This is a genomic window from Micromonospora sp. GCM10011542 (genome assembly GCF_042650685.1).
Classification (GTDB): domain Bacteria; phylum Actinomycetota; class Actinomycetes; order Mycobacteriales; family Micromonosporaceae; genus Micromonospora.
Map to the genome: position 1 here is coordinate 60,691 of NZ_JBHSBO010000048.1, position 23,033 is coordinate 83,723.

A 23,033-nucleotide genomic window follows, 5' to 3' on the forward strand; every position below is an offset into this window, starting at 1 on the left:
CCGTCCGTCGGTGGCCGCGCTCGCCCCGCCGGTGGCCGCGATCCGGGTGGCGGTCCGCCGCGCGCTGGCCGGCCTGCCGTCGGGCGGGCCGGTCCTGGTCGCCTGCTCCGGCGGTGCGGACTCGCTGGCCCTGGCTGCGGCCGCCGCCTTCGTGGCACCCCGGTCGGGCCGTGCCGCCGGCCTGGTGACCGTCGACCACGGGCTGCAGGTCGGCTCGGCGGAGCGGGCCGAAGCAGTGGCGGAGTGGGCCCGCGCCGCCGGTCTCGCGCCGGTGGAGGCGGTCCGGGTCGAGGTGGCCGGTCGGCCGGGCGGGCCGGAGGCGGCGGCCCGGGAGGCCCGCTACCAGGCCTTGGCCGAGGTGGCCCGGCGCCACGGGGCGGTGGCGGTGCTCACCGGGCACACCCGGGACGACCAGGCGGAGACGGTGCTGCTGGCGCTCGCCCGGGGGGCCGGCCCGCGTGGACTGGCCGGGATGCCGGCTCGACGGGACCTGTCCGGAGTGCCGTTGCTGCGCCCGCTGCTCGAGGTCAGCCGGGAGCAGACCCGGGCCGCCTGCACGGTGCTCGGGCTGCGCCCGTGGGAGGACCCCCACAACCGCGATCCGTCGTACGCCCGCTCCCGCGTCCGGGCCGACGTGCTGCCGGCGCTGGTGCGGGCGCTCGGGCCGGCGGTGCTGGACAACCTGGCGCGTACCGCCCGGCTGGTGGCGGCCGACAACGCCGCGCTCGACGACCTGGCCGCCGCGGCCCTGGCCGCCGCCCGCCATCCGGCCGGTGGGTTGTCGGTGCCGGAGCTTGCCGGGCTGTCACCCGCGGTGCGCGGCCGGGTGCTGCACGCCTGGGCCCGCGAGCTGGGCGCCCCGCCCGCCGCCCTGTCGCACCGGCACGTCACCGCCCTGGACGCCCTGGTCACAGACTGGCACGGGCAGGGCTCGGCGCACCTACCCGGCGGTCGCCAGGTGCTCCGGCGCACGGACCGGCTGCTTCCCGCCGACCTCGGCGCCGCTCCGGTCCCTCCGGTCGACCGCCGCTGACCGGCCCTGCACGCGTCGCCGCGACGGCGGGCTCTCCACCATGGCAGGCGTTGCCGCGACGGCGGGCGCTCCGCCATGGCAGGCGTCGCCGCGACGGCCGTGATCCCCGAGGGCGCCGTCGCGGCGGGCAACCCCCGCTTGCGCGTCCTTTGCTCTGCTTCAACCGGCGCGACACTGGCGGGTCCGCGCTGTTGCGCGGGTTGAAGCAGAGCAAAGGCGAGCTGAGGTGGTGGCACTTGGCCGCGGTGCAGCCGCCCCCGCCCTCGTACCTGGCACAAGCGGGCGGGAGGGCCCAGCGGCCGTGGAGGAGGCAGAGGGCAGCGGTCGCGTCGCCGGGTGGTGGCCGGGTGCGCGGAAGCCGCCGGTAGGCGGTAGACATGGCGGATGGCGTACCCCCGACAGCCGCTCTTCGCCCCGAACGGCGCGGTGGCGACCAGCCACCCGCTGGCCGCGGCGGCCGGTCTGGCCGTGCTGCGGCGCGGCGGCACCGCCGTCGACGCCGCGCTGGCCACGGCGATCACCCTGACCGTGGTGCAGCCGCCGTCCAACGACATCGGCGGCGACCTGTTCGCGATCGTCTGGGACGGTGACCGTCTGCACGGGCTGAACGCCTCCGGGCGCTCGCCTGCCGGGCTGACCCGGGAGACGGTGCTGGCGGCCACCGGCGGCCGGGGTGCCGACCCGGCCGACGCGCTCGGCGGCGACCAGTCCCGGGGGCCGGCGCTGCCCGCGCGCGGCTGGCTGCCGGTCACCGTGCCGGGGGTGCCGGCCGGTTGGCGGGACCTGCACGACCGGTTCGGCCGGCTGCCCTTCGCCGAGCTGTTCGCCGACGCGATCGGCTATGCCGAGCACGGGCATCCGGTCTCCACCGGCACGGCCGCCGCCTGGGCCCGCGCCGTCGCCGGGCATGCCGGCCTCGACGGGCCGGAGTACGCCGAGTTCGATCGGGTCTTCACGCTCGGCGGTCGGGCGCCCCGCCCCGGTGAGCGGTGGCGCAACCCGGACGCGGCCGGCACGCTGCGGCGCATCGCGGCCACCGGCGCCGAGGACTTCTACCGGGGGCGGATCGCGGCGGCGCTGCACGAGCACTCCGCCCGGACGGGCGGCCTGCTCACCGGCGACGACCTGGCCGCGCACGCCTCGACCTGGGTGACGCCGGTGTCGGTCGGCTACCGCGACCACGAGGTGTGGGAGCTGCCGCCGAACGGTCAGGGCGTCGCGGCGCTGGTCGCCCTGGGCATCCTGGACGGGCTGCCGGCCAGCGGTCCGCTGGCCGACCGGCTGCACCGGCGGATCGAGGCGGTCAAGCTGGGCTTCGCGGACGCGCACGCCCGGGTGGCGGATCCGGAGATGGTCCCGGATCCGACCGCCGCGCTGCTCGCCCCGGACCGGCTGGCGTCCCGGCGGGCCCTGATCACCGACCGGGCCGGCGGGCCGAGCAGCGGCGACCCGGAGCGCGGCGGCACGGTCTACCTGTGTGCCGCCGACGCCGACGGCATGATGGTCAGCCTGATCCAGTCCACCTACCTGGCCTTCGGCTCGCACGTGGTGCTTCCCGGCCACGGCTTCGCGCTGCAGAACCGCGGGCTGGGCTTCCGGCTGGACCCGGCGCACCCGAACGTGGTCGGGCCGCGCCGGCGGCCGTTCCACACCATCATTCCGGGCTTCCTCACCCGGGGCGGCGAGCCGACGGGCCCGTTCGGGGTGATGGGTGGGCACATGCAGCCGCAGGGACACGTCCAGCTCATGGCGGCCACCGTCGACGCCGGGCTGGACCCGCAGGCGGCCCTGGACGCCCCACGCTGGTACTGGCATGCCGGCCGGACCCTGCTGGTCGAGCCGACACTGGTCGCCAGCGAAGAGGGCCGGGCGGCGGTCGCCGAGTTGCGGGCCCGGGGGCACCAGGTCACCGTCGCCCCGGAGCCGGCGGTCTTCGGGTACGGCCAGGCGATCTGGCGCCGACCCGAGGGCGGGTACGTGGCCGGGTCGGAGTCCCGGGTGGACGGCGGAGTGGGCGGCTTCTGAGTCGTCGCCCCGGCGGCTCAGCCGCTGTGCGCGCGGTCTCGGAAGGTGCTGCGGTAGCTGTGCGGGGTGGCGCCGACCCGACGGCTGAAGTGGTGTCGCAGCGCGGCGGCGTCGCCGAAGCCCGCCCGGTCGGCGACCGCCTCCACGCTCAACGGGGTCTCCTCCAGCAGCCGCCGGGCCAGCAGCACCCGCTGGTTGGTGAGCCAGTCGTGCGGGGTGGTGCCCGTCTCGGCACGGAACCGGCGGGCGAACGTACGCGGCGCCATGCCGACCCGGGCGGCCAGCTCCTCCACGGTGATCGACCGGTCCAGGTGCCCCATCAGCCACTCCAGCACCGGCTCGAGGGTGGGCGCGTCGGGCGCCCTGGGGATGGGCGCCTCGATGAACTGGGCCTGGCCGCCGTCACGGTGCGGTGGGACCACCATCCGCCGGGCCAGCCGGGTGGCGACGGCCGAGCCGTGCTCCTGGCGTACCAGGTGCAGGCAGGCGTCGATGCCCGCGGCCGTGCCGGCGCTGGTGAGCAGCCGACCGTCGTGGACGTAGAGCGAGTTGCAGCGCACCCGGGCGCGCGGGTGCAGGCGTTGCAGCTCGTCGACGTACCGCCAGTGGGTGGTGCACTCCCGGTCGTCGAGCAGCCCGGCCGCCCCGAGCACGAAGGCGCCGGAGCAGACGCTGAGCAGGTGCGCGCCGCGCTCGTCGGCGCTGCGCAGCGCGTCGAGCACCGCCTCGGGGACCTCGGTGCCCTGGTTGTGCGCGGGCACGGCCACCAGGTCGGCGTCGGCCAGCGGGCCCAGGTCGGCGTGCGGGGTCAAGTGGAAGCCGGAGGCGGTACGCACGGGGGCGCCGTCCGGGCTGCACACGTGGAAGCGGTAACCGGGAAAGCCGTCGGCGGTCCGGTCGGTGCCGAAGACCTCGGCGAGCACGCCGAGCTCGAAGGCGGCGACCTGGTCGAGCGCGAGTACGGCGACCGAGCGCAGCATGTGACCAGGGTAACCCCATCGATGGCAGGAAATCGAGGTCCAGTGGCATTCCTGCCACTGGATGGCCGCGCGGGATGGTCGCAGACTGGGTTCAGTCCGGTGCGCACCGGCGGCGAAACCGACAGCAATCATGCGAAAGCGAGCGCCGCCATGGAGTCCCTGTTGTTCCTTCTGTTCCTCCTCCTTCTCGTCGCCGCCTCGGCGGCCGGCCTCACCGCGGACAGCCGCGACTCGGCCGACTGGAAGCCCAGCGACGGTGGCCGCCGCTGGCGATCCCGTACCTGCTGATGTATTTGATGGCCTTTGCGGCGAAAATCCCAGGCGGGACCGCTCCAAAAGGGGCGGCCCCGCCGACGGAGGGCATCCGGCGTACGGCAGGCTAGGAGCATGGCTGACGGCTCCTGGTACGACGCCGACATCGACCACGTGATCATCTCCGAGACCCAGATTCGCGAGAAGACGGCGGAGCTGGCGAAGCAGGTCTCCGCCGACTACGCCCACGTGACCGATGGGCTCCTGCTGGTCTGCGTGCTCAAGGGCGCGGTGATGTTCATGGCCGACTTCGCCCGGGCGCTGGGCCGCAGCGGCCCCCCGGCCGAACTGGACTTCATGGCCATCTCCTCCTATGGCCAGGGCACTACCTCCTCCGGCGTGGTCCGCATCCTCAAGGACCTGGACCGGGACATCGCCGGCCGGCACGTGGTGGTCGTCGAGGACATCGTCGACTCCGGCCTCACGCTCTCCTGGCTGCTGCGCTACCTGGAGTCCCGCTCCGCGGCGAGCGTCGAGGTGGTCGCGCTGTTCCGCAAGCCGGACGCGGTCAAGGTGCCGGTGCCGGTGAAGTACGTGGGCTTCGACATCCCCACCGAGTTCGTGGTCGGCTACGGCCTGGACTTCGGTGAGCGCTACCGCGAGGTTCCCTACGTCGGGGTGCTCAAGCCCGAGGTCTACGCCCGGTCCTGACCCGGCCCGGGCCGCCAGTCGGGCGCCACGGGCGATCCGAGGGCGAATCGCATCGGCGTCCATCGAGCGGACGTTCAGCGGGCTCTCAGCTGTTCCGGTTACCGTGGAGTCCGGTGGCGCGGAGGCACCTTCGCGCCCGACCCCCTCGACCGCTCGACCGGCGTTCGGGTGGCCGGGCCGGACTCCCCGCCACGCCGGTCCCAGCCCGGTCCCGCCGTACGCGTCGGCGTGGAGTTGGCGGGGCCCGCCCACGGTGCGCGCCGTCGATGTCGACGCTGCGCCCAGTGCGGGGCTCGCAAGCTCACTCCTCGCGTACACGGTGTACCGTCGAATGACCGCGGCGCGGCAGATTTCGCGCCCCGGGGTCGAGGCCGGCCCGCATGGCGGCTCCGGCCGCCGCTCACGCGGCGACACCATCAGACGGTCAGGACGTCGATCAGGAGGATGCGGGCGCCTCGGCGCTCGACAACAGTATGGAACGTACGCGTTTCTTCCGCCGACCGGTGGTCTGGATCATCCTGGTCATCCTCGGCGCCGTTGTGCTCAGTCAGCTGTTCACCGCTGGTCCCAGCTACCACCGCGTGGACACTTCCGTTGCGCTCGACCAGCTCCACACCGCCAAGATCAATAAGGTCGTCTTCCAGGACAAGGAGCAGACGCTCCAGCTGGACCTGGCCCAGAAGACGAAGTTCGGCGAGACCACCACCAACAAGATCGAGGCTCAGTTCCCGTACCAGGTTGGGGACCAGGTCTGGAACGAGGTGCTGGACGCCAAGGCGAACAACCGGGTCACCGGCCCGGCCGACGCCAAGGTCTCGTCGGACAGCATCTGGGTGAGCCTGCTGGTCAACCTGCTGCCGATCGCGCTGCTCGTGCTCCTGCTGCTGTTCTTCATGTCGCAGATGCAGGGCGGCGGCTCCCGGGTGCTCAACTTCGGCAAGTCCAAGGCGAAGATGATCACCAAGGACACTCCGAAGACGACCTTCGCGGACGTCGCGGGTGCCGAGGAGGCCGTCGAGGAGCTGTACGAAATCAAGGACTTCCTGCAGAACCCGGCGAAGTACCAGGCCCTGGGCGCCAAGATCCCGAAGGGCGTGCTGCTGTTCGGCCCGCCCGGCACCGGCAAGACCCTGCTGGCGCGCGCGGTCGCCGGCGAGGCCGGAGTGCCGTTCTACTCGATCTCCGGCTCCGACTTTGTGGAGATGTTCGTCGGTGTCGGCGCCAGCCGGGTCCGTGACCTCTTCGAGCAGGCCAAGACGAACGCCCCGGCGATCGTCTTCGTCGACGAGATCGACGCCGTCGGCCGGCACCGTGGCGCCGGCATGGGTGGCGGTCACGACGAGCGCGAGCAGACGCTCAACCAGCTGCTCGTCGAGATGGACGGCTTCGACACCAAGGGCGGCGTGATCCTGATCGCGGCCACCAACCGGCCGGACATCCTCGACCCCGCGCTGCTGCGCCCGGGCCGGTTCGACCGGCAGATCCCGGTGGACGCCCCCGACATGGAGGGCCGCAAGGCCATCCTGCGGGTGCACGCCAAGGGCAAGCCGTTCACCCCCGACGTCGACCTCGACGCCGTGGCCCGGCGTACCCCTGGCTTCAGCGGCGCCGACCTGGCGAACGTGATCAACGAGTCGGCCCTGCTCACCGCCCGCAAGGAACAGCGGGCGATCAGCAACGACTCGCTCGAAGAGTCGATCGACCGGGTGGTCGCCGGTCCGCAGCGGCGGACCCGGGTGATGAGCGACCAGGAAAAGAAGATCACCGCGTACCACGAGGGTGGGCACGCGCTGGTCGCCTGGGCGCTGCCGCACGCCGCGCCGGTGCACAAGGTGACGATCCTGTCCCGTGGCCGCTCGCTGGGCCACACCCTGGTGCTGCCGACCGAGGACAAGTACACCCAGACCCGCGCCGAGATGATCGACACCCTGGCGTACGCGCTGGGTGGCCGGGCCGCCGAGGAGCTGGTCTTCCACGAGCCGACCACCGGCGCGGGCAACGACATCGAGAAGGCCACCCAGCTGGCGCGCGCGATGATCACGCAGTACGGCATGAGCTCCAAGCTCGGTGCGATCAAGTACGGCACCAGCGGTGACGAACCGTTCCTGGGCCGCAACATGGGCCACGAGCGGGACTACTCCGATGTGGTGGCGGCCGAGATCGACGGCGAGATGCGGGCGCTCATCGAGCTGGCGCACGACGAGGCCTGGGAGATCCTGGTGGAATACCGGGACGTCCTGGACAACATCGTGCTGGAGCTGATGGAGAAGGAGACCCTCTCCACCGCCGACATGGCGCGGATCTGCTCCCGGGTGGTCAAGCGCCCGCCGCTGGCGCCGTACAACGGCTTCGGCAAGCGGCAGCCCTCCACCGAGCCGCCCGTGCTCACCCCGGCGGAGAAGGACGCGCTCAAGGCGCAGGCCCAGGCCGACGGCGCGCAGGCGTCGGTCGGCGGGGGCGCATCGTCCAACAACTCGGACGGTACGCACTGAGCACCGACCCGGCGGCCAGCCCCCAGGACCGGGGGCTGGCCGCTTCCGCCACCGAGCCCGACGACGACAGCCTCGACTACGTCGCCGCCCGGCTGATCAGCGGCAAGCTCAGCGGACGGCCGATCGAGGACACCATGGACCTCGGCCGGATCGAGAAGGCGGTGCGGGAGATCCTGATCGCGGTCGGGGAGGACCCGGACCGCGACGGGCTCCAGCAGACCCCGGCCCGGGTCGCCCGCGCCTACGCTGAACTCTTCGCCGGCCTGCGGGTCGACCCGGCGCAGGTGCTCAGCACCACCTTCGAGGCCAACCACCAGGAGCTGGTGCTGGTCCGGGACATCGACGTCATGAGCCTGTGCGAGCACCACCTGCTTCCGTTCCGCGGCAGCGCGCACATCGGCTACATCCCCGGCCCGGACGGGCGGATCACCGGCCTGTCCAAGCTGGCCCGGCTGGTCGAGGTCTTCGCCCGCCGGCCACAGGTGCAGGAGCGGCTCACCACACAGATCGCCGACCTGCTGATGGACAAGCTCGAACCGAGCGGCGTGGTGGTCGTGCTGGAGTGCGAGCACATGTGCATGGCCATGCGCGGCATCCAGAAGTCGGGCGCCAAGACGATCACCTCGGCGGTACGCGGCATCCTCCAGCACGACGCCAAGTCGCGCTCCGAGGCGATGGCGCTGATCATTCCCCGCTGACTCCGGACGCACACCGGCCGGTCGACCCGCTCCCGGGTTGACCGGCCGTCGTCGTCTCACGGCCCCGGGGACGTACCCGTTCCCCCGCCGACGTGTCGGGTCAGCCGGCCAGGAAGGCCAGCAGCAGACCGGCGGTGACCAGCACGGCCGGCACCAGGCAGACCAGCGCGCCGAAGCGCCCGGTACGGTCCAGCCGCTCGTCCGGGCGGGCGTGGAACAGCCGCCCGACACCCACCCAACCCGCCACGAAGGCGACCGCCGGCATCGGCAGCCCGCAAATCAACGCCGCGACGCTCGCGGGCCCCGACCCCGTCGCCGCGTACACGATCACCTGGATCAGCGGGACCAGCAGCGCCACGGGCCCGTACACCAGCAGGTTGCGGGCCCGCGCCGGCCAGGACGCCGGGCGCAGCCGGCTGCGCGCGGCCAGCGCCGCGTCCGCCGCCTCGGCCCGACCCCGCGCGGCCCGCAGCGCCGCCAGCACCGCCGCCGGGCCACCGGCCATCGACCGGGCCGCCTCGGTCAGCTCCGGCGGCGACGGCAGCAGCGAGATCGGCGGTACGCCCAGCTCGCGCAGCCGCTGGTGCTGACTCGCCAACCCGGTGCGGACGATGGTCAACTCCTCTCGGGCCGCCTGCGCCGACCGGGCCTGCTCGCCGGCGGCGGCCGCCGCGCCGCGGCGTACCCCGTCGAGCTGGCGGGCCGCAGCCAGGTACTCCGACCAGCCGGTCGCCGTGGGCTCCGGGCCGGCCGTCACCGCCGGCGCGGCGTCGACCTCCGGCTCGCCGGTCCGCTGCCGGCCCGGCCCGACCACCGTCGCGGTTCCGTCCGGACCCATCCCCACACCCCCTGCGCGCACCGCCGGATCACCCGGCCTCGTCGGCGAACGGCACGAGAACCGTGCCCCGCTCGTCCGAACCGTCCCAGAGCACCGCCCGGCCAGGCCGGGGCCGCCACTCCACCGGCCGGCCGAAGACCGCAGCGAGCTGGGCGACCGGAACGTCCAACACGGCCACGGCGGCGAGCTTGTCGACCTCGCCCTCCGGCTCGAGGAGCGCGGCGAACGGTGGCACCGCCCGCCACCAGCCCAGCAGGTGCCGGCCGGCCGGCGGCCCGTCCCGCAGCAGCGACCGCAACCGCTCCACCGGCAGCTCACGAGGCCCCGGCCGGTCCAGCCCGAAGACCACCAGATAGGTCGGCAGGTCCGCGTCCGTGTCCGCCAGCAGCGTCGGCAGGTCGACCGTGGCGGCCGAATGCCGTGCGGCCAACTCGGCCGTCAGCGCCTCGGCCAGCGGCCGGGCACCCGGGTCCGGGGCCGCGACCAGGAACCGGGCGGTGCCCGGCGGATGATGGTCGGCGGTGCTTCGGGCCGCGGTCGCCAACAGCCCACCGGCCGCCGGCCCGGATCCCAGCACCGCCAGGTTGCGCCCCGCCGAAGGCCCCAGCGGTACGGCCACCGTCGAGCGCGCCACGTTCACCGCCCGGCCGAGCAGGGCAGCCGGGCCGTGCGCCTGACCGGCCAATGCCGCCCGGTGCCGCGGATCGTTGCCCAGCAGCGGCCGTGCGTACCCGGCGAAGACCACCGGCGGCGGTGACCCGGCCGGCCGAGCCGCCCACAACTCGTGCCGCAGCCGCTCCACCACCTCCGGATGGTCCTGCGGGTCCGGGTGGCGGATCAGCCGTTCGTGACCGCGGATCGCGCCCCGGGGACCGCCGAGCCCACCCGCGGTGTTCACCACCGCGCTGCCGACCGGCAGGCCGGCGGCCGAATCGTTCGTCGGCTCCAGCACCGGCCCGCCGCCCGGCAGCGCCACCCGGATCGGAAACTGCCCGAGCACCGAGTCGCGGTGCCCACCGTCTGCGCGACCGCCAAGCCCCAGCTCACCCGCGCCGGCCAGCACGAGGTGCACGCCGTAGGCGCGGCCGGTACGCGCCAGCACGTCCAGTTGGGCGGCCACCTCGCCGGCCAGCCGGTCCCGCTCCGCGAAGACCAGTGACAGATTGTCCAGTACGCAGACGACCCGGGGCAGCCGCTGGTGCTGGCGCAGTTCCGCGAAGCGCTGCCCGCCGGCCCGCCGACCGGCCTCCGCGCGGCGCTGCACCTCCGCCGTCAACTGGTCCAGCAGGTCCCGCACGTACTCCCGGTCGGCGGCGATCGCGGCGGCCCGGACCTGCGGAACCCAGGACCGGTCCCGCTCGGTCTGCAGGAACTCCACGAAGGACTCGCCGTCGCCCAGATCCACCAGGTACAACGCCAGATCGTCCGGGCCGTACCTGGCGGCCAGGCCGAGCAGCGCGGTGGTCAGGAAGGCCGAGCGGCCCGCCCCGGACCGCCCGCTGACCAGCCAGTGAGGGGTCAGGTCGGTGAAGCCCAGCGGCACCGGCCGACCACCGGCGTCGCCGACCGTGGTGGTCAGCCCATTCGCCGGATCGGACTCCCACAGCCGGTCGCCCGTCGGCGGCAACAGATCCGCCAGGGCCAGCCGGGAACCCGCCTCCACCTGCGCGGCAAGCCGGCGACACACCGCGTCCACCAGTTCGGGCGGTGGGTCCGCCTCCACGAAGACCGGCGAGTTCAGCCCACCCGGCGGCTCCGCGCCCGGACCGGTGAAGGACGCTCCCGGCGGGTCGCCCAGCAGCGCGTACGCGTTGCGCAACACCAGCGGAGTGGCCCGCGGCAACGGCGGCCGGGCCGCGTACGGACCCGCCGGCGGCCAGCCGGCCACCACCAGGTACAGCCCGGCGGCGGGACCCTGCTCGGCCAGCGCCTCGATCCGCGCCAGGTCCGTCGGCCCGGTCAGCTCAGGTAGGGCGGCCACCACGAGCAGGAGCGTCCGGTCGTGCCGGCGCCGCCCGTTCGCTCCCGGGGTCACCCACTGCTCCGCCTCGGTCAGCACCGCCCGCAGGCCGGCCACATCCACCGCAGGTGGCGGCAGCAGGCCGGCGTCGGCCAGGGCCCCGAACGGCGCGAGGGCGGCGCCCGTGGCGTCCACCGCGCGGACCAGCAGCGCCCCCGCCGGAGCCGCCGCCAACGACCGCAGCAGCACCGCTCGGAGCAGCCCCGCCACCCGCGGCTCGCGGGCGTCGGTGTCCGCACTGAGATGACCGGTGCCGACCAGCGGCACCAACGCGGGGAAGCGGGCGTCGTCCAGCGGCGCCGCGGTGCCGACCCGCACGAAGGCCGGCGGACCGTCCCCCGCCGGGCAGTCCGCGGTGAGCGTCTCCAGGGCGCCGCCCGCCCAGCCGGGAGCCAACCGGGCGGCGGCGGTGCGCAGCCGGTCTGCCAGCTCGTACTGGCGGCGCTGGTCTGCGGGGGCCGGGCGGGTCTCGTCGAGGATGCCGGCAGCCGCCGTCGCCACCGCCGCGGCCTGCCGGTGCAGGGCGGCCGCGCGGTTCGTCCGTGCCTTCGGACCGGCCACCGCGTCCACCCCCTCTACCCGAGGTTGGCAACCCCTCCCCGAGCAGTGACGGTATCCCAGCCAGGGCCGCTGCTCCGGGAGGTGCCACGGCGGTGCGCCGGTGTTGTCGTGGATCTCACCGGTGGGCGGGGGTCCGTCACGATCCGCTGCATCTGAGGCATTGGGTCTCCGGCGTCGAGCCGATAGCCTCAGAAGGTGGAATCAGTGCAGCCCCCCGCCGGTTCCCAGGTCTCCCGCGTACCGGCGCAACGGCCTCCGGGCGAGCAACTGCCGCCGGGTCCGGCGGCTCCGGCGCCGGAGCGGCCCCGCCGCCGGGCGCGGACCGTGCTCACCGTGGTCGCCGGGGTGCTCGCGGTGCTCTGCCTCGGCGGGGTCGCCGCTGGCTTCGTGCTCTACAACCGCGCTTCCGCCCCGGACCGCAGCGCCCCCGACGTCGTCGTGGTCAGCTATCTACAGGCAGCGCTGGTGTCGCGAGACGCCAACCGGGCAAAGCTGTACACCTGCAACGGAGGTGTACCTGCGCTGGACGCCTTCGCAAAGCAGATTGAGCGGCGTGAGCAGGAGCTGAATGTTTCCTTCTCAATCAACATCGAGAACATCATGGTTTCCAAGGGCGATTCGGGCCGGGCGTCGGTCAGTGCGGTTATCCGGCGTAGTGCAACCCTGGATGGCGTTCAGCAGAGTTTGACCGACACGTGGCGGTTCGAAGTTGAGGATAGAGAGGGATGGCGGGTCTGCAGCGGAGCTCTAGTGAGTTGACCCTCACTCGATCCACAGCAGATGGACCGGAACCTCCAGGGTGTTGGGTGACTGCCCGCGCCAGGCCCAGCGGTACCACTCCACCTCCGGAGTGATCCGGACGCAGATGTCCCCCTCGGCACCGGAGTAGGTCTCGGTGACCGCCCGCAGGTCGCGGTGCTCCATCGAGCCCTCGACGTGCACCACCCGGCGCCCGGTGACGGCGTCCGCCTCGAAGACCGGCGTGGGTGTCCGGTGGGCCGGACCGTCCAAAGAGACCAGCCGAATGCCCGCGCCGCGTGGTCCGTCCGGGTTCACCCGGTCGCCGACCGTTTCGACCCAGACCCGCTCCACCGGCACCAGTGGTGCGAACACCTCGACCTGGTCGGCCTCGGCCCGGTACCACTCGTGCTCGGGAATCACCGGCACGTAGGTCCGGCTGCCCTGCACCACCCGATCGTCCGCGCGCAGGTCGCCCCGCCAGCCCAGGCCGGGCAGGCCGACCAGCACCCGTCGCCCGCGCAGCTCGACGCGCTCGGTGGCGGGCACGATCATCAGAGGTCGTGGCGGCCGGGGGGCCCAGTCGGGCTGGTCGGCGAACGGGTCGGGCAGCGGTCCGGTCATGCTCGCGGGAACCTCACGCCGGGCCGCGCAGAGGGGCACCGCGCTCGCGCATGAAGGGGACCGGGTCGACCGCGCCACGACTGGACCGGTCGCTGCGCAGGTGCACCTCGAAGTGCAGGTGGGGACCGGAGGAGTTGCCACTGCTGCCCACCTGACCGATCACCTCGCCGGCCGGCACGATCTGGTTGGGCCTGACCTGGGGCTTGACCACCATGTGGCAGTACCGGGTGATGTAGCCGCCAGAGTGCAACAGGTCGACGAACCAGCCGCAGCCGCCCTTGCCGGGATGCCCGTCCACGTCGCAGTCGCGCCGCCCCCGATTGTCCGGATCGCAGCGGGCGACCAGCACCCGTCCGGTGGCCGCGGCGCGGATCTCGGTGCCCTTGGCCGCCCCGATGTCGACACCGTTGTGGCTGGGCCGGCCGGCGGTCCGGAAGCCGGAGCCGACCTGACCCGCGATCGGAGCCGTCCACCCGGAGGCGGCGATCTGACCGCGTTCGGCGGCGTCGCACACCGCCTTGCCGTTGATCTCGACGGTTCGGGCCGCTCCGCCGGCCAGCGCGCCCACCATCCGGCTGGCCAGGTCCTCGTGCTTGGCGTAGGCGTCCGGATAGGCGCTGACCTGGACCCGCTGGGCCACCACGGTCAGCGGCCGGTTCTGCCAGCTACGCACCGTCAGGAGCTTCTCGTAGAACTTGCGGGACGTTTGCGCGGGATTCATCCGCTCGGCGACCGTGCCCCACCCGGGCCGCTGTTGGAAGAGGCCCAGCGAGTCGTGGTCGGCGCCCACGCCCTCGTGCGGCCGGACCAGCGACGCCGGAACGCGCTGGTTCGCCAGGTTGCGCAGCGCGGACTCCTGCATCGCGGTGGCGAGCGCGATCACCCAGCCCCGGGACGGCACGCCCAGCTCCTGCCCGACCTTGATGATGATCGCGGCGTTGCGGACCTGCGCGTCGCCGTACTCGGTGAATCTCGGCAGCTCGCCGGCGATGTCCACCGGGCGGATCGGGCCGCAGCCCCAGCCGGCCAGGGTGTCTCCGTCCTTCGCGTCGCCGCTGAGTCCGGTGAGGAAGAACGCGGCGGTACCGCCGGCGCAGCAGAGCAGCAGCAGTGTCGCCGCGAGCGCGGCGGCGATCACGCCGAGTCGGGCCCTTCGCCGGCGGGGTGTGTCGCTCACGGCCGCTCCCAGTCCAGCACGTCGACCTGCCAGCCGTCGTCCGCCGCGACCAGTTCCAGCCGGAGCCGGCCGTTGTCCAAGGGAAGCAGCACCTCGACGAACGTCTCGGTCCGCGCCCGCACCGTCGGCGGACCAACGACCTTTTCGGCGGGGACCGTGCTCGGGTCGGCCCCGGAAAGCTTGTCGGTCAGCGCGGGGGTGGAGAGCGTCCGGAGGTCTGCCCGCCACTGCTCGGCGGTCAATCCTGGGCGACCGAGCCAGGCGGTGGTGAACCGGTCGGCAGTCTGTTCGGGCGTGCGTGCGCCCGGCGCGGTCACCGGCGACCGCGGAGCATCAGTGGAGATGGCACCGTCATCGCCGGCGGTCGGATCAACGGTGGTGATCGGGCGGTCCGGCCGACTGCTCAAGCCGTCGACCGGACTGGTCGGGCCGGAGACCAACCGGGCCGCCCCGATCACGCCGAAGACGAGTACAGCTATCACCAGCGCCACGCCCAGCCGGGACCGCAGCGCCCGGGTGAACAGGAATTCCAGGGCCCGTCGCATCGTCGTCACCGTGCCTCGGAGCGCACCCGGGGTCCGGTGCGGTCCGGCGCACGCTCAGGGGAGCCGGGCCGGTAGACGACGAACGACGGGTTCTCGTCCGGAACGTCCGGCTCGGTCCAGGTCGCCGGCCGCTGCCGGCGTGGCCGAGGTGCGACCGGCCGGCCTCCAGACTCCTTCGCCGCCTCGTCCGGGCGCTCTTGACCGTCCGGGCGCCGAGCCTTTTCCCGCTTGCCCTCGCCGGCGGGAGCCGGGAGGGTGACCGGATCCTCCCGCCGCGCCTCCGGCCGTAGGCTGGTCTGCTCCGCGACCTGCGACCGGCGACGACCGATGACCGGCTCCGACGTGCCGCCGGGCTCCGCCACGTCCAGCCGGGCCGCGGTCCGCATGTCTCGGAAGAAGCGGCGATGCCAGGAGCCGGCCGAGCTGACCGCCTCGCTGCTGTCCTTGCCGCCCAACTGGGTGATCCGGCGGTACGGACGCAGCAGCAGCCAGCCCACCACCCCGCAGAGCCAGACCAGCACCACCTGGAGCCAGCCGGGCAGGGTGGGGGTGCTCATGATCAGGTCAACCGCGAAGAGGTAGATGGCAGCGCCGGTGCCGAAGATGGCGATGTTGAACACCGCTGCGACAACCGCGTTCGCCAGCCGCCGCAGCCCGGCGCTGGCCGGCCGGAGCAGGCCCACGGTACCCAGGATGGGTGCCGCGATCACCGCCCACCGGAAGATCAGGAAACCCAGGAGGACCAGCAGCGACGCGGTCAGATCGAACATCGCGAAGAGCACCGAGGCCAGCACGGCAATGAAGCCCGCCCCGACCCGGTCCATGTCCCGCACGCCCTGGAGGTACTCGTACGCCTCCGGGTCCTCGGTCTGGATCTGCTCGGCCACCCGGGCCCACTGCTGCTGCTTGGCCTTGATCGTCGGCTCCCGGGTGGCCGGGTTGGCGCGCATTGACTGAGCTTCGCCCCAGGTCAATGACCGCGCATCGTAGAGCGCTGGGCCGTACTTGCGGGCGGTCTCGCTGTCGGCGGAGCCGAGCACCCCGCGTAGCCAGTTGCGGTAGAGCATCGTCTCGGTCGCCGTGTCGCTTGCTCGGACGGCTGGCGTGCGGAGGTCTTTGCAACGCTCAGGGTCGATGCATTGTCCGGGCGCGGGCTCCTTCGCCTGGGGGCCCACGGCGTCATGCACCACTCCGAGGCTTGTGATCAATGCACCGTCGGCGATGTTCGCCGACTTGACCGGCCAAGCGGCCAGTGCGGTGACCGCCACCATCACCAGCAGCGCCCAGCCTGCGGTGGTCATGGCGTTGCTCATGTCCGACTGGCGCGAACGCCAGAGCAGATAGAGGCCCACCACGCAGAGCGTGACGATGCCGAAGACGCTGAACACCTTCTGGTAGACGGCCTTGGTGGCCTGATCAACCAGCGGGTCGGCCCAACCCCACATCGAGCGCGGATTCCAGGCACGCTCCCGAAGTGCATTGGATGCGCCGATGATCGCGGTGGCAGCCATGAACTCGCCATTGGCGACAGTCGTGGTGAACTTGTAGTCAGGATGCAGGACGCTTGAGGCGCAACCGCCCTCGATGTCGTAGGTCGTGTAGCCGTAACCCGCGTACCCATAAAGGCTGTAGCGGCCGGCTACCCCGCCTGCGGCGTCCGCTGGGGGTGCCGCAGCAAACCAACCGGCCAGTCCGGAATCCGGGGTGCCGGGAGTCGGAGCATTGCGGCATTTCACCTCGTCCTCGCTGACCTCCTTGAGCTTCGCTACGCAGGCCCGGAAGTCGGCCTGCCACTCCGCTGTCGTGCAGAGGTCCGCGCGAGCCTGGGCGGCGGCCGGCGCCGCAGCCGCCGCCTCCGCCCCGATCAGCGGCCAGGTGAGGGTGGCCCCGGCCAGTACGCCGAGCGCGAGCAGGAACGCCGTGATCCGTGCCCGGGCCCCAAGGCCCCTGGCCGGACGCCGCCTGGACTCCGCCTCGGTTCGACCGAGGACCTTGATCCAGGCCCTAGCCATGTCACGCCTCCAGGTCCGGCAGGGGGATGCTCGGCAGCACGCCGGCCGCCGCGGCGATCGCGGCGGGCGTCGTGTCGAGGTGTTCCAGCAGCCCGTCGACGTACGAGACGTCGACCCGGACCTTCTGTACCCGTCCGTCGACGTCGCGCATCACGAACTCGCGGAAGCCGAGCCGGGCGGCCGAGTTGGTGTCGGCGGCGGACAGTGAGGCCAGGGTGGCCTCGTAGCCGTCGTTGACCGGTACCCGCAGCAGCCGCAGCGCCTCGGAGGCGATCTCGGCGTCCTCGGCGATCCGGCCGACGAAGACGGTGGAGACCAGGTTCTGCACGTCGAGGCTGAGGATGTCGCGCGGGTTCTGCGAGGCCACCAGTGCGGCCAGGTTCCACTTGCGGGAGTCACGGGCGAGCCGGACCAGGAACGATCGTCCGGAGCGCCAACCCTCCATGAAGTGTGCCTCGTCCAGGCCGACCAGCTTGCGCGACGACATCGACCCGCCGTAGCAACGCCGGACGGCCAGCCGGTGCGCGGTGTGCAGCATGGGCAGCGCGAGGGCCTCCTCGGCCGACCAGTACTCGCGCTCGATCTTGAGGTCGGGGAGTCGCAGCCCGGCCATGGTGATCACGGTGAGCGCCGCGTCCGAGCCGAGCAGCCCCTCCGGCGGCCGGCCGAAGAAGAGCATCGCCAGCGGCATCTCGGCGGTGTCCAGCAGCAGGTTGGCCAGTTCCTTGCCGGCGTCGTCGTCGAGCCGTCCGAGGCAGCTGACCACGTCGTCCAGGGTGGACGTCTCCTCGGCCGGCACCTGGCGTACCGCGTGCCGGAACAGGGTGGCGGTGGACGCCTCGCGGGCCACCTGCGGTGGCACCAGCATCATGCAGATGTCCTGGACCAGCATCCGCCGCTCGGCCCGGGCGTTGGAGACCGCGATCTCGAACTCCCGGTCACCGGCGGCTCCGGCGACGAATTCGGTACGCAGCGGCGTCGGGATGAGCGAGTACGGCGCCAGCGTGCCGTGCTCCGAGCCGGTCAGGTTCAGCACCCGTGAGTACGGCCGCAGCTCCGGCATGGCGCAGAGCCGGGCCAGCGGCCCGGACGGGTCGAGCAGCGTCACCTGTACGCCTCGCCGGGCGGCCAGGTAGCCCAGCGCGCCGAGCAGGGTGGACTTACCGCCGCCGGGCTCGGCCACGAAGACCGCGAGACCGGAGCGCTCCCGTACCTCCATGGGGAAGTGCAGGTCGAGGAAGACCGGCCGGCGGCAGGTGCCCGCGGTCCGGCCGATGAGGTCGCCGCGGCGGTCACCGACGGTGGACGCGGCCTGGGGGAGGGCGGCGGCGAGCAGGGGGACCGGCATCCGGCGGACGTAGCCGGTGTTGGCGATCGGCTCACCGGGGATGAACTCGCGGGCCAGCCAGTCCTGGTTCTTCGGGTGCTGCAACGAGATGCGCAGCTCGCGCGAGTAGAGCTGGATGAGCCGACGGGCCCGCTCCAGGCACTCCTCGCGGGTGCGGCCGCCCACGGCCAGCCGGTGCCAGCCGTGCGCCCGGGCCGAGTCGACCGGCAGCCCGGTGGTCATCTCGTCGCCGATCACCAGCGCCCGCTTGGCCAGTCGCTCCAGCTCGGGCGGGGCGTCGATGCCGTGCTCGGCGTAGTCGAGCTGCTGGGAGCGGATCATCCGCAGCCGGTGTTCGAGATTGCGGAACGAATCGCCGGAGCCGAGGATGTCCACCCGCGTGGACAACTCCATCGGCCAGGGCAGCCGCTCGTGGAAGTGCAGCCAGGGCTCGTGCCGCTCGGGGATCTCCAGCGGCTCCATCCGGCCGACGGCGAGCACGGCGACGTGCCGTTCCTCGCCGGTCATCCGGTTGACCAGCTTCACCGTCGAGCCGTACGGCGTGCGGTAGCGCTCCACCTGCTCGGTGAGGGCGAGCAGGTCGCCGCGTTCCCAACGCCCGTCGGCGACCGGGGAGAGGGTGCCCGGCGGCGACATGCACAGCGCCACCGAGCGGTACAGCAGCCACTCCAGCTCCTGTGCGGTGACCCGCCTGCCCCGCATGCCGAACGCGCCGAGCACCTCGTCGAACTGCTCGACGGTGCGGCCGAGCTTGCGGCGTTCGCCCTCGGCGGTGCCCCGGCCGAAGGTGCGCAGCACCCGTTCGGTGAGCGAGTCACCGAGCGACCGGCGAGCGAAGGTGACACCCAGGTAGGTCTGCCCCTCGGCGTGGTTGACCGCCATCAGGTGCTGCTGCGCCGCCACCAGGTGGTCCGCCCAGCCGGTGGTGCCGGGCACGTCGGGCAGCGGCGCCGGGGTGTGCGCGTCGACGGTGCGCGCCCACTCGTCGGCCGGGAAGGGCCGGCTGGTGCGGCGCAAGTGCAGCCGGAAGCCGGCCAGGCCGGCGTACTGCTCCGAGATCGCGGAGAGCAGCGCCTCGCGTTCGGCGTCCGGGCGGAACGCCCAGCGCACCTCGGGCAGCCAGTACCAGGCGGTGACCGTGTTGGGGGTGAAGGTGAGGTGGCCGGCGATCTCGGTGATGGCCAGCTCGACCGACGGGTCCCGGTCGCCGAACTTGATCTTCGGGGCGCGGACCCGGACCGGTCGGGTCGGCCGGTCCTGCCGGCTCACCGCCCGCTGCCGTGGAGCTGCCACCTCCCGCCGGGACGGCTTGGCGGGAACGGACGCCGCGCGGTCCCGGTCGGGAACGGACGCCGCGCGGTCCCGGTCGGGGACGGATGCCGCCCGGTCCCGGTCGGCGTCGGAGCGGACTATGCGCTCGGGCGGCGTCGCCGGGTGGTCCGAGCGGGCGGAGGTCGGGTCGGGCCGAACGGTTGCGCCGGGCTCCGGGTCGTCAATCTGGCTGACGGCGATTGGCGCGCTCGGCGGACGAAGCAGCGGCAGCCGATCACCGGCCTGATGCGGCACCCGGGACTCGCCGGTCGGGGAGCCGCCGGCGCGTCGTGCCTCGGCGCCACCGGCGCGTCGTGCCTCGGCGCCACCGGCGCGTCGTGCCTCGGCGCCGCCCGGCCCGGCGGGCCGGCCCCGTGCGGCCCGCTCGTCCTCCGGTTGCCAGGGTGGCTCCAGGTCGGCGGTGCGCTCGGGCTGCCGGACCACCGCTGCCCGTGGCGGAACGGCCGGAGCGGGCTCGACGGCGGCCGGCTGCTGTGGGATCGCCGGCTGCTCGCGGGTGGACGGGCCGGCCGTGACCGCCCGCGGCGCGCCGGACCGGGCCCCGCCGAAGAGGTCCAGGAAGGGGGAGTCGATGTCCGCGCTCTCGGCGGCCGGCGGATCGACCGGCGGGTTACGCCGGGCCACCGGCCGGGGAGCCTGGAAGACGCCGACGCCACCGTGACCGGGCGAGGTCACCAGAGCGGGATCGAGGGCCACCTCGTCCAACTCGGAGTCTTCGGCGTAGTCGAACGACTGCGCACGGTGACCAGGCGGCACGGCCGGGCGGCCGACCGGGGAGCCCGGCGTGGAAGAGCGGCTCATGCGACCTCACCCGCGTCGAACGAGGGACCGATCGGTGTACGCCCGGTCATGCCAGCTCCTCCCGGATCCTGATCCGGCTGCCGACCAGGCGTGGATCGCGCTGCTCGACGGCCGGCTCCCGGGTCCGCCGCCAGTCGGTCAGCGCGGTTCGGATGACCATTCGCGCCGGCCGGTCCGGATCGACGTACCGGAAGATGAACGACGTGGTCACGATGGCGAGCGCGATCTCCCAGGCCGGGAAGAGCTCGACCGTCAACGTGAACAGCCAGTGGATGAACATGTAGAGGGGGACGAGCAGCATGAACAGCCCGTACTGGGCGTACGGCAGGTGGACCGGAAGGGTGTAGCCGGGCGGCCCGAGGTAGACCAGGCGGGCCCGGTAGATGTCGTCGTCGGTGCGCAGCCGCATCTTGCTCGCGCCTATTCGAAGATCAGGTCGATCAGGTAATCGCCGACGAAGAAGAGCGTGGCCGCCCCGGCGATGAAGGCCAGCCCGACGATGGCGATTGCGGAGCTGGTCAGCACCTTGGAGATCTCACCGCGGCTGGCCCGGCCGATGAAGATGACCCCCAGGACGGCCAGCAGGATCGGCGCGATCTTGCTGGCGAAGAAGGTGACCACACTGTTGGTGTCGATCCCCTTCGGTGCCGGCTCGGCGAGTGGAGCTGACGCCACGGTGGAGAGCACGTGGGCGACGCCGGACGACGCTGTCTCCATGAGCTCGAAGGCGATCACTGGAACCTCCCCATATCGCGGCCGGCGACGCCGCGGCGGTGCAGTAGGCAAGCCTGGCGGGAAATATGCTCACTGGGCGCAGCGTCTTCGACCCTGCGTTCGTTACTCACCACGGAGCGTGGTGAGCTTTGGGCGGTTTTTCCCCGCTTCGGCCCTCCCTCCAGGCTTCGCCATCTCGATGCTGGGCAATTCCAAAGCGTACGGCCCGCCCCGGATTGCGACAAGCCGCGAAGAGGCTGCCCGATACCGCCCGGACGACCGATCGTACATCTGTTTCAATGCGCACGTCAGGGGTCTGTCACCCGGGTCGGTCAGGGCCGCGAGGGCGACCGGTACCGTCTAGTCGTGACCGATCTGGTACGGGCCCCGGGCCCGGTGGTGATGGGCGTCCTCAACGTCACGCCGGACTCCTTCTCCGACGGCGGACGGTACGCCGACCTCGACGCCGCCGTCGGACACGGCGTCCGTCTGCGGGACGATGGCGCGCACCTGGTCGACGTCGGCGGCGAGTCCACCCGTCCGGGCGCGGACCGGGTCGATGCCGAGACCGAGGCGGCCCGCGTGCTGCCGGTCATCACCGAGCTCACCGCGGCCGGCGTGCCGGTCAGCATCGACACCAGCCGCGCCCTGGTGGCCGAGGCAGCGCTGGGCGCCGGCGCGGTGGTGGTCAACGACGTCTCCGGCGGCCTGGCCGACGCCGACATGGCCCGGGTGGTCCGCGACGCCGGCTGCCCCTGGGTGCTGATGCACTGGCGCGGCCACTCCCGCGAGATGCGCGACCTGGCCAGCTACACCGACGTGGTCGCCGACGTCCGCGACGAGCTGTCCCAGCGGATCGACGCGGCGCTGGCCGCCGGGGTGTCCGCCGACCGGATCGTCGTCGACCCCGGCCTGGGCTTCGCCAAGACGACCGCGCACAACTGGGAGCTCAGCGCCCGCCTGCCGGAGCTGTTGGACCTCGGTCATCCGCTGCTGTTCGGGGCGAGCCGCAAGTCGTACCTCGGGCGGCTCCTGGCCGCACCGGACGGGACGCCGCGACCCACCGCGCAGCGCGAGGCGGCCACCGTCGCCACCAGCGTGCTCGCGGTCGCGGCCGGCGCCTGGGGGGTACGCGTGCACGACGTGCGCGCCACCGTCGACGCCCTCGCCGTCTGGGCGGCGACCGGCGCGCCGCGCCTGGCTCCGACCCTGGCCGCCGGCGTACGAGAGGGGAACCGATGACCGACCGGATCCAGCTGACCGGCCTGCGGGCGCGCGGGCGGCACGGGGTGTACGACTTCGAGCGTGAGCAGGGGCAGGACTTCGTGGTCGACGCCGTGCTGGAGTTGGACCTCGCGCCGGCCGCCGCCAGCGACGATGTCACCGCCACCGTCCACTACGGCGAGTTGGCCGAGCGCCTCGTCGCGGTCGTCACCGGCGAGCCGGTCAACCTGATCGAGACCCTCGCGGACCGGCTGCTCACGGTCTGCCTGGCCGACGAGCGGGTCGGCACCGCCACGGTCACCGTGCACAAGCCGGAGGCACCCGTCCCGCACACCTTCACCGACGTGGCCGTCACCATGACCAGGACGCGTACCCGATGACCCGGGCCGTGCTCTCCCTCGGCAGCAACCTCGGCGACCGGCTGGAGCACCTGCGCGGAGCCGTCGCCACGCTCGGCGACGCGGTGCTGGTGGTCTCCGGGGTGTACGAGACTCCACCGTGGGGGGACACCGACCAGCCCGCGTACCTCAACGCGGTGCTGCTGGCCCAGGACCACGCCGCCGCCCCGCGCGACTGGCTGGAGCGGGCCCGGGCCGCGGAGCGCGCGGCCGGCCGCGTGCGGGACCCGCAGCGGCGCTTCGGGCCGCGCACCCTCGACGTCGACGTCATCGCGGTCTGGGGTGACGACGACGAGCCGGTGCTCAGCGACGATCCCGAGCTGACCCTGCCGCACCCGCGGGCGCACCTGCGCGCCTTCGTGCTGCGGCCGTGGATCGACATCCAGCCGTACGGGCGGCTGCCCGGTCACGGATGGCTGACCGACCTGCTCACCACCGGCCCGGCCGCGGACGACGCGCTGGATCTGCGTCCCCGCCCGGATCTGGCGCTAGAGTCGACGGCATGACCGA

General features: G+C 73.2%; 20 protein-coding genes. 10 read left to right on the plus strand and 10 right to left on the minus strand.

The window, feature by feature from the left end:
* Positions 1–10 precede the first annotated feature (10 nt).
* Together tilS and ACFOW4_RS17640 are read left to right on the plus strand one after the other, a co-directional pair.
* The gene (gene tilS, locus ACFOW4_RS17635) at positions 11–1,033 is read left to right on the plus strand and encodes a tRNA lysidine(34) synthetase TilS (protein WP_377528995.1); all 1,023 of its coding nucleotides are present in this window, start codon (positions 11–13) and stop codon (positions 1,031–1,033) included.
* Between the two features lie 384 nt (positions 1,034–1,417).
* The gene (locus ACFOW4_RS17640; protein WP_377528998.1) at positions 1,418–3,058 is read left to right on the plus strand and encodes a gamma-glutamyltransferase family protein; all 1,641 of its coding nucleotides are present in this window, start codon (positions 1,418–1,420) and stop codon (positions 3,056–3,058) included.
* Between the two features lie 17 nt (positions 3,059–3,075).
* On the opposite strand, the gene ACFOW4_RS17645 is transcribed toward ACFOW4_RS17640, so the two are convergent.
* Positions 3,076–4,038 (minus strand): GlxA family transcriptional regulator, encoded by a 963-nt coding sequence (locus ACFOW4_RS17645; RefSeq protein WP_377528999.1) that lies wholly within the window; start codon positions 4,036–4,038, stop codon positions 3,076–3,078.
* Positions 4,039–4,080: 42 nt separating this feature from the next.
* Here ACFOW4_RS17645 and ACFOW4_RS17650 point away from each other — a divergent pair, with 42 nt between their 5' ends.
* From ACFOW4_RS17650 to folE, 4 genes are all read left to right on the plus strand, one after another.
* Entirely contained in the window at positions 4,081–4,326 is a 246-nt protein-coding gene (locus ACFOW4_RS17650; RefSeq protein ID WP_377529158.1) for a hypothetical protein, read from the plus strand.
* A 99-nt stretch (positions 4,327–4,425) separates the two neighbouring features.
* Entirely contained in the window at positions 4,426–5,001 is a 576-nt protein-coding gene (gene hpt / locus ACFOW4_RS17655) for a hypoxanthine phosphoribosyltransferase (RefSeq protein WP_377529001.1), read from the plus strand.
* Between the two features lie 473 nt (positions 5,002–5,474).
* Entirely contained in the window at positions 5,475–7,493 is a 2,019-nt protein-coding gene (gene ftsH, locus ACFOW4_RS17660) for an ATP-dependent zinc metalloprotease FtsH (protein ID WP_377529003.1), read from the plus strand.
* Between the two features lie 35 nt (positions 7,494–7,528).
* On the plus strand, positions 7,529–8,191 hold the full coding sequence (folE, locus tag ACFOW4_RS17665; RefSeq protein ID WP_377529148.1) for a GTP cyclohydrolase I FolE: 663 nt from the start codon (positions 7,529–7,531) through the stop codon (positions 8,189–8,191).
* Between the two features lie 100 nt (positions 8,192–8,291).
* Here folE and ACFOW4_RS17670 read toward each other — a convergent pair whose 3' ends face one another.
* Both ACFOW4_RS17670 and ACFOW4_RS17675 read right to left on the minus strand, forming a co-directional pair.
* The gene (locus ACFOW4_RS17670) at positions 8,292–9,029 is read right to left on the minus strand and encodes a hypothetical protein (protein ID WP_377529005.1); all 738 of its coding nucleotides are present in this window, start codon (positions 9,027–9,029) and stop codon (positions 8,292–8,294) included.
* A 28-nt stretch (positions 9,030–9,057) separates the two neighbouring features.
* Entirely contained in the window at positions 9,058–11,619 is a 2,562-nt protein-coding gene (locus tag ACFOW4_RS17675; RefSeq protein ID WP_377529008.1) for an FtsK/SpoIIIE domain-containing protein, read from the minus strand.
* 195 nt (positions 11,620–11,814) lie between these two features.
* On the opposite strand from ACFOW4_RS17675, the gene ACFOW4_RS17680 reads away from it, so the two are divergent.
* A complete protein-coding gene (locus ACFOW4_RS17680) occupies positions 11,815–12,369 on the plus strand; it encodes a hypothetical protein (RefSeq protein WP_377529150.1) in 555 nt (184 codons plus the stop codon).
* A gap of 3 nt (positions 12,370–12,372) precedes the next feature.
* Here the strand turns inward: ACFOW4_RS17680 and ACFOW4_RS17685 are convergent, their stop codons facing one another.
* Genes ACFOW4_RS17685 through ACFOW4_RS17715 form a run of 7 tightly spaced genes read right to left on the minus strand, consistent with a single transcriptional unit; the run spans position 12,373 to position 20,922 of the window.
* A complete protein-coding gene (locus ACFOW4_RS17685; RefSeq protein WP_377529010.1) occupies positions 12,373–12,972 on the minus strand; it encodes a hypothetical protein in 600 nt (199 codons plus the stop codon).
* 13 nt (positions 12,973–12,985) lie between these two features.
* On the minus strand, positions 12,986–14,149 hold the full coding sequence (locus tag ACFOW4_RS17690; RefSeq protein WP_377529013.1) for a M23 family metallopeptidase: 1,164 nt from the start codon (positions 14,147–14,149) through the stop codon (positions 12,986–12,988).
* A complete protein-coding gene (locus ACFOW4_RS17695; protein WP_377529015.1) occupies positions 14,146–14,703 on the minus strand; it encodes a hypothetical protein in 558 nt (185 codons plus the stop codon). Before ACFOW4_RS17695 ends, ACFOW4_RS17690 begins: the two co-directional genes overlap by 4 nt.
* Positions 14,700–16,706, minus strand: coding sequence for an MFS transporter (locus ACFOW4_RS17700; RefSeq protein ID WP_377529017.1), 2,007 nt, complete (start codon positions 16,704–16,706; stop codon positions 14,700–14,702). Before ACFOW4_RS17700 ends, ACFOW4_RS17695 begins: the two co-directional genes overlap by 4 nt.
* Before the next feature lies 1 nt (position 16,707).
* Positions 16,708–20,187 carry an ATP-binding protein gene (locus tag ACFOW4_RS17705; protein ID WP_377529018.1) on the minus strand — a complete coding sequence of 1,160 codons (3,480 nt, stop codon included), beginning with the start codon at positions 20,185–20,187 and terminating at the stop codon, positions 16,708–16,710.
* A gap of 46 nt (positions 20,188–20,233) precedes the next feature.
* Positions 20,234–20,596, minus strand: a complete 363-nt coding sequence (locus tag ACFOW4_RS17710) for a hypothetical protein (RefSeq protein WP_377529020.1) — start codon at positions 20,594–20,596, stop codon at positions 20,234–20,236.
* An 11-nt stretch (positions 20,597–20,607) separates the two neighbouring features.
* A complete protein-coding gene (locus tag ACFOW4_RS17715) occupies positions 20,608–20,922 on the minus strand; it encodes a hypothetical protein (protein WP_377529022.1) in 315 nt (104 codons plus the stop codon).
* Between the two features lie 345 nt (positions 20,923–21,267).
* Between ACFOW4_RS17715 and folP the strand changes: the two genes are divergently transcribed.
* From folP to folK, 3 genes are read left to right on the plus strand one after another with little or no spacing between them, the layout of a single operon-like run.
* The gene (gene folP / locus ACFOW4_RS17720) at positions 21,268–22,143 is read left to right on the plus strand and encodes a dihydropteroate synthase (RefSeq protein WP_377529023.1); all 876 of its coding nucleotides are present in this window, start codon (positions 21,268–21,270) and stop codon (positions 22,141–22,143) included.
* On the plus strand, positions 22,140–22,505 hold the full coding sequence (gene folB / locus ACFOW4_RS17725; RefSeq protein ID WP_377529026.1) for a dihydroneopterin aldolase: 366 nt from the start codon (positions 22,140–22,142) through the stop codon (positions 22,503–22,505). The genes folP and folB overlap by 4 nt, the downstream gene beginning before the upstream one ends.
* Positions 22,502–23,029, plus strand: a complete 528-nt coding sequence (folK, locus tag ACFOW4_RS17730) for a 2-amino-4-hydroxy-6-hydroxymethyldihydropteridine diphosphokinase (protein WP_377529027.1) — start codon at positions 22,502–22,504, stop codon at positions 23,027–23,029. Before folB ends, folK begins: the two co-directional genes overlap by 4 nt.
* Positions 23,030–23,033 lie beyond the last annotated feature (4 nt).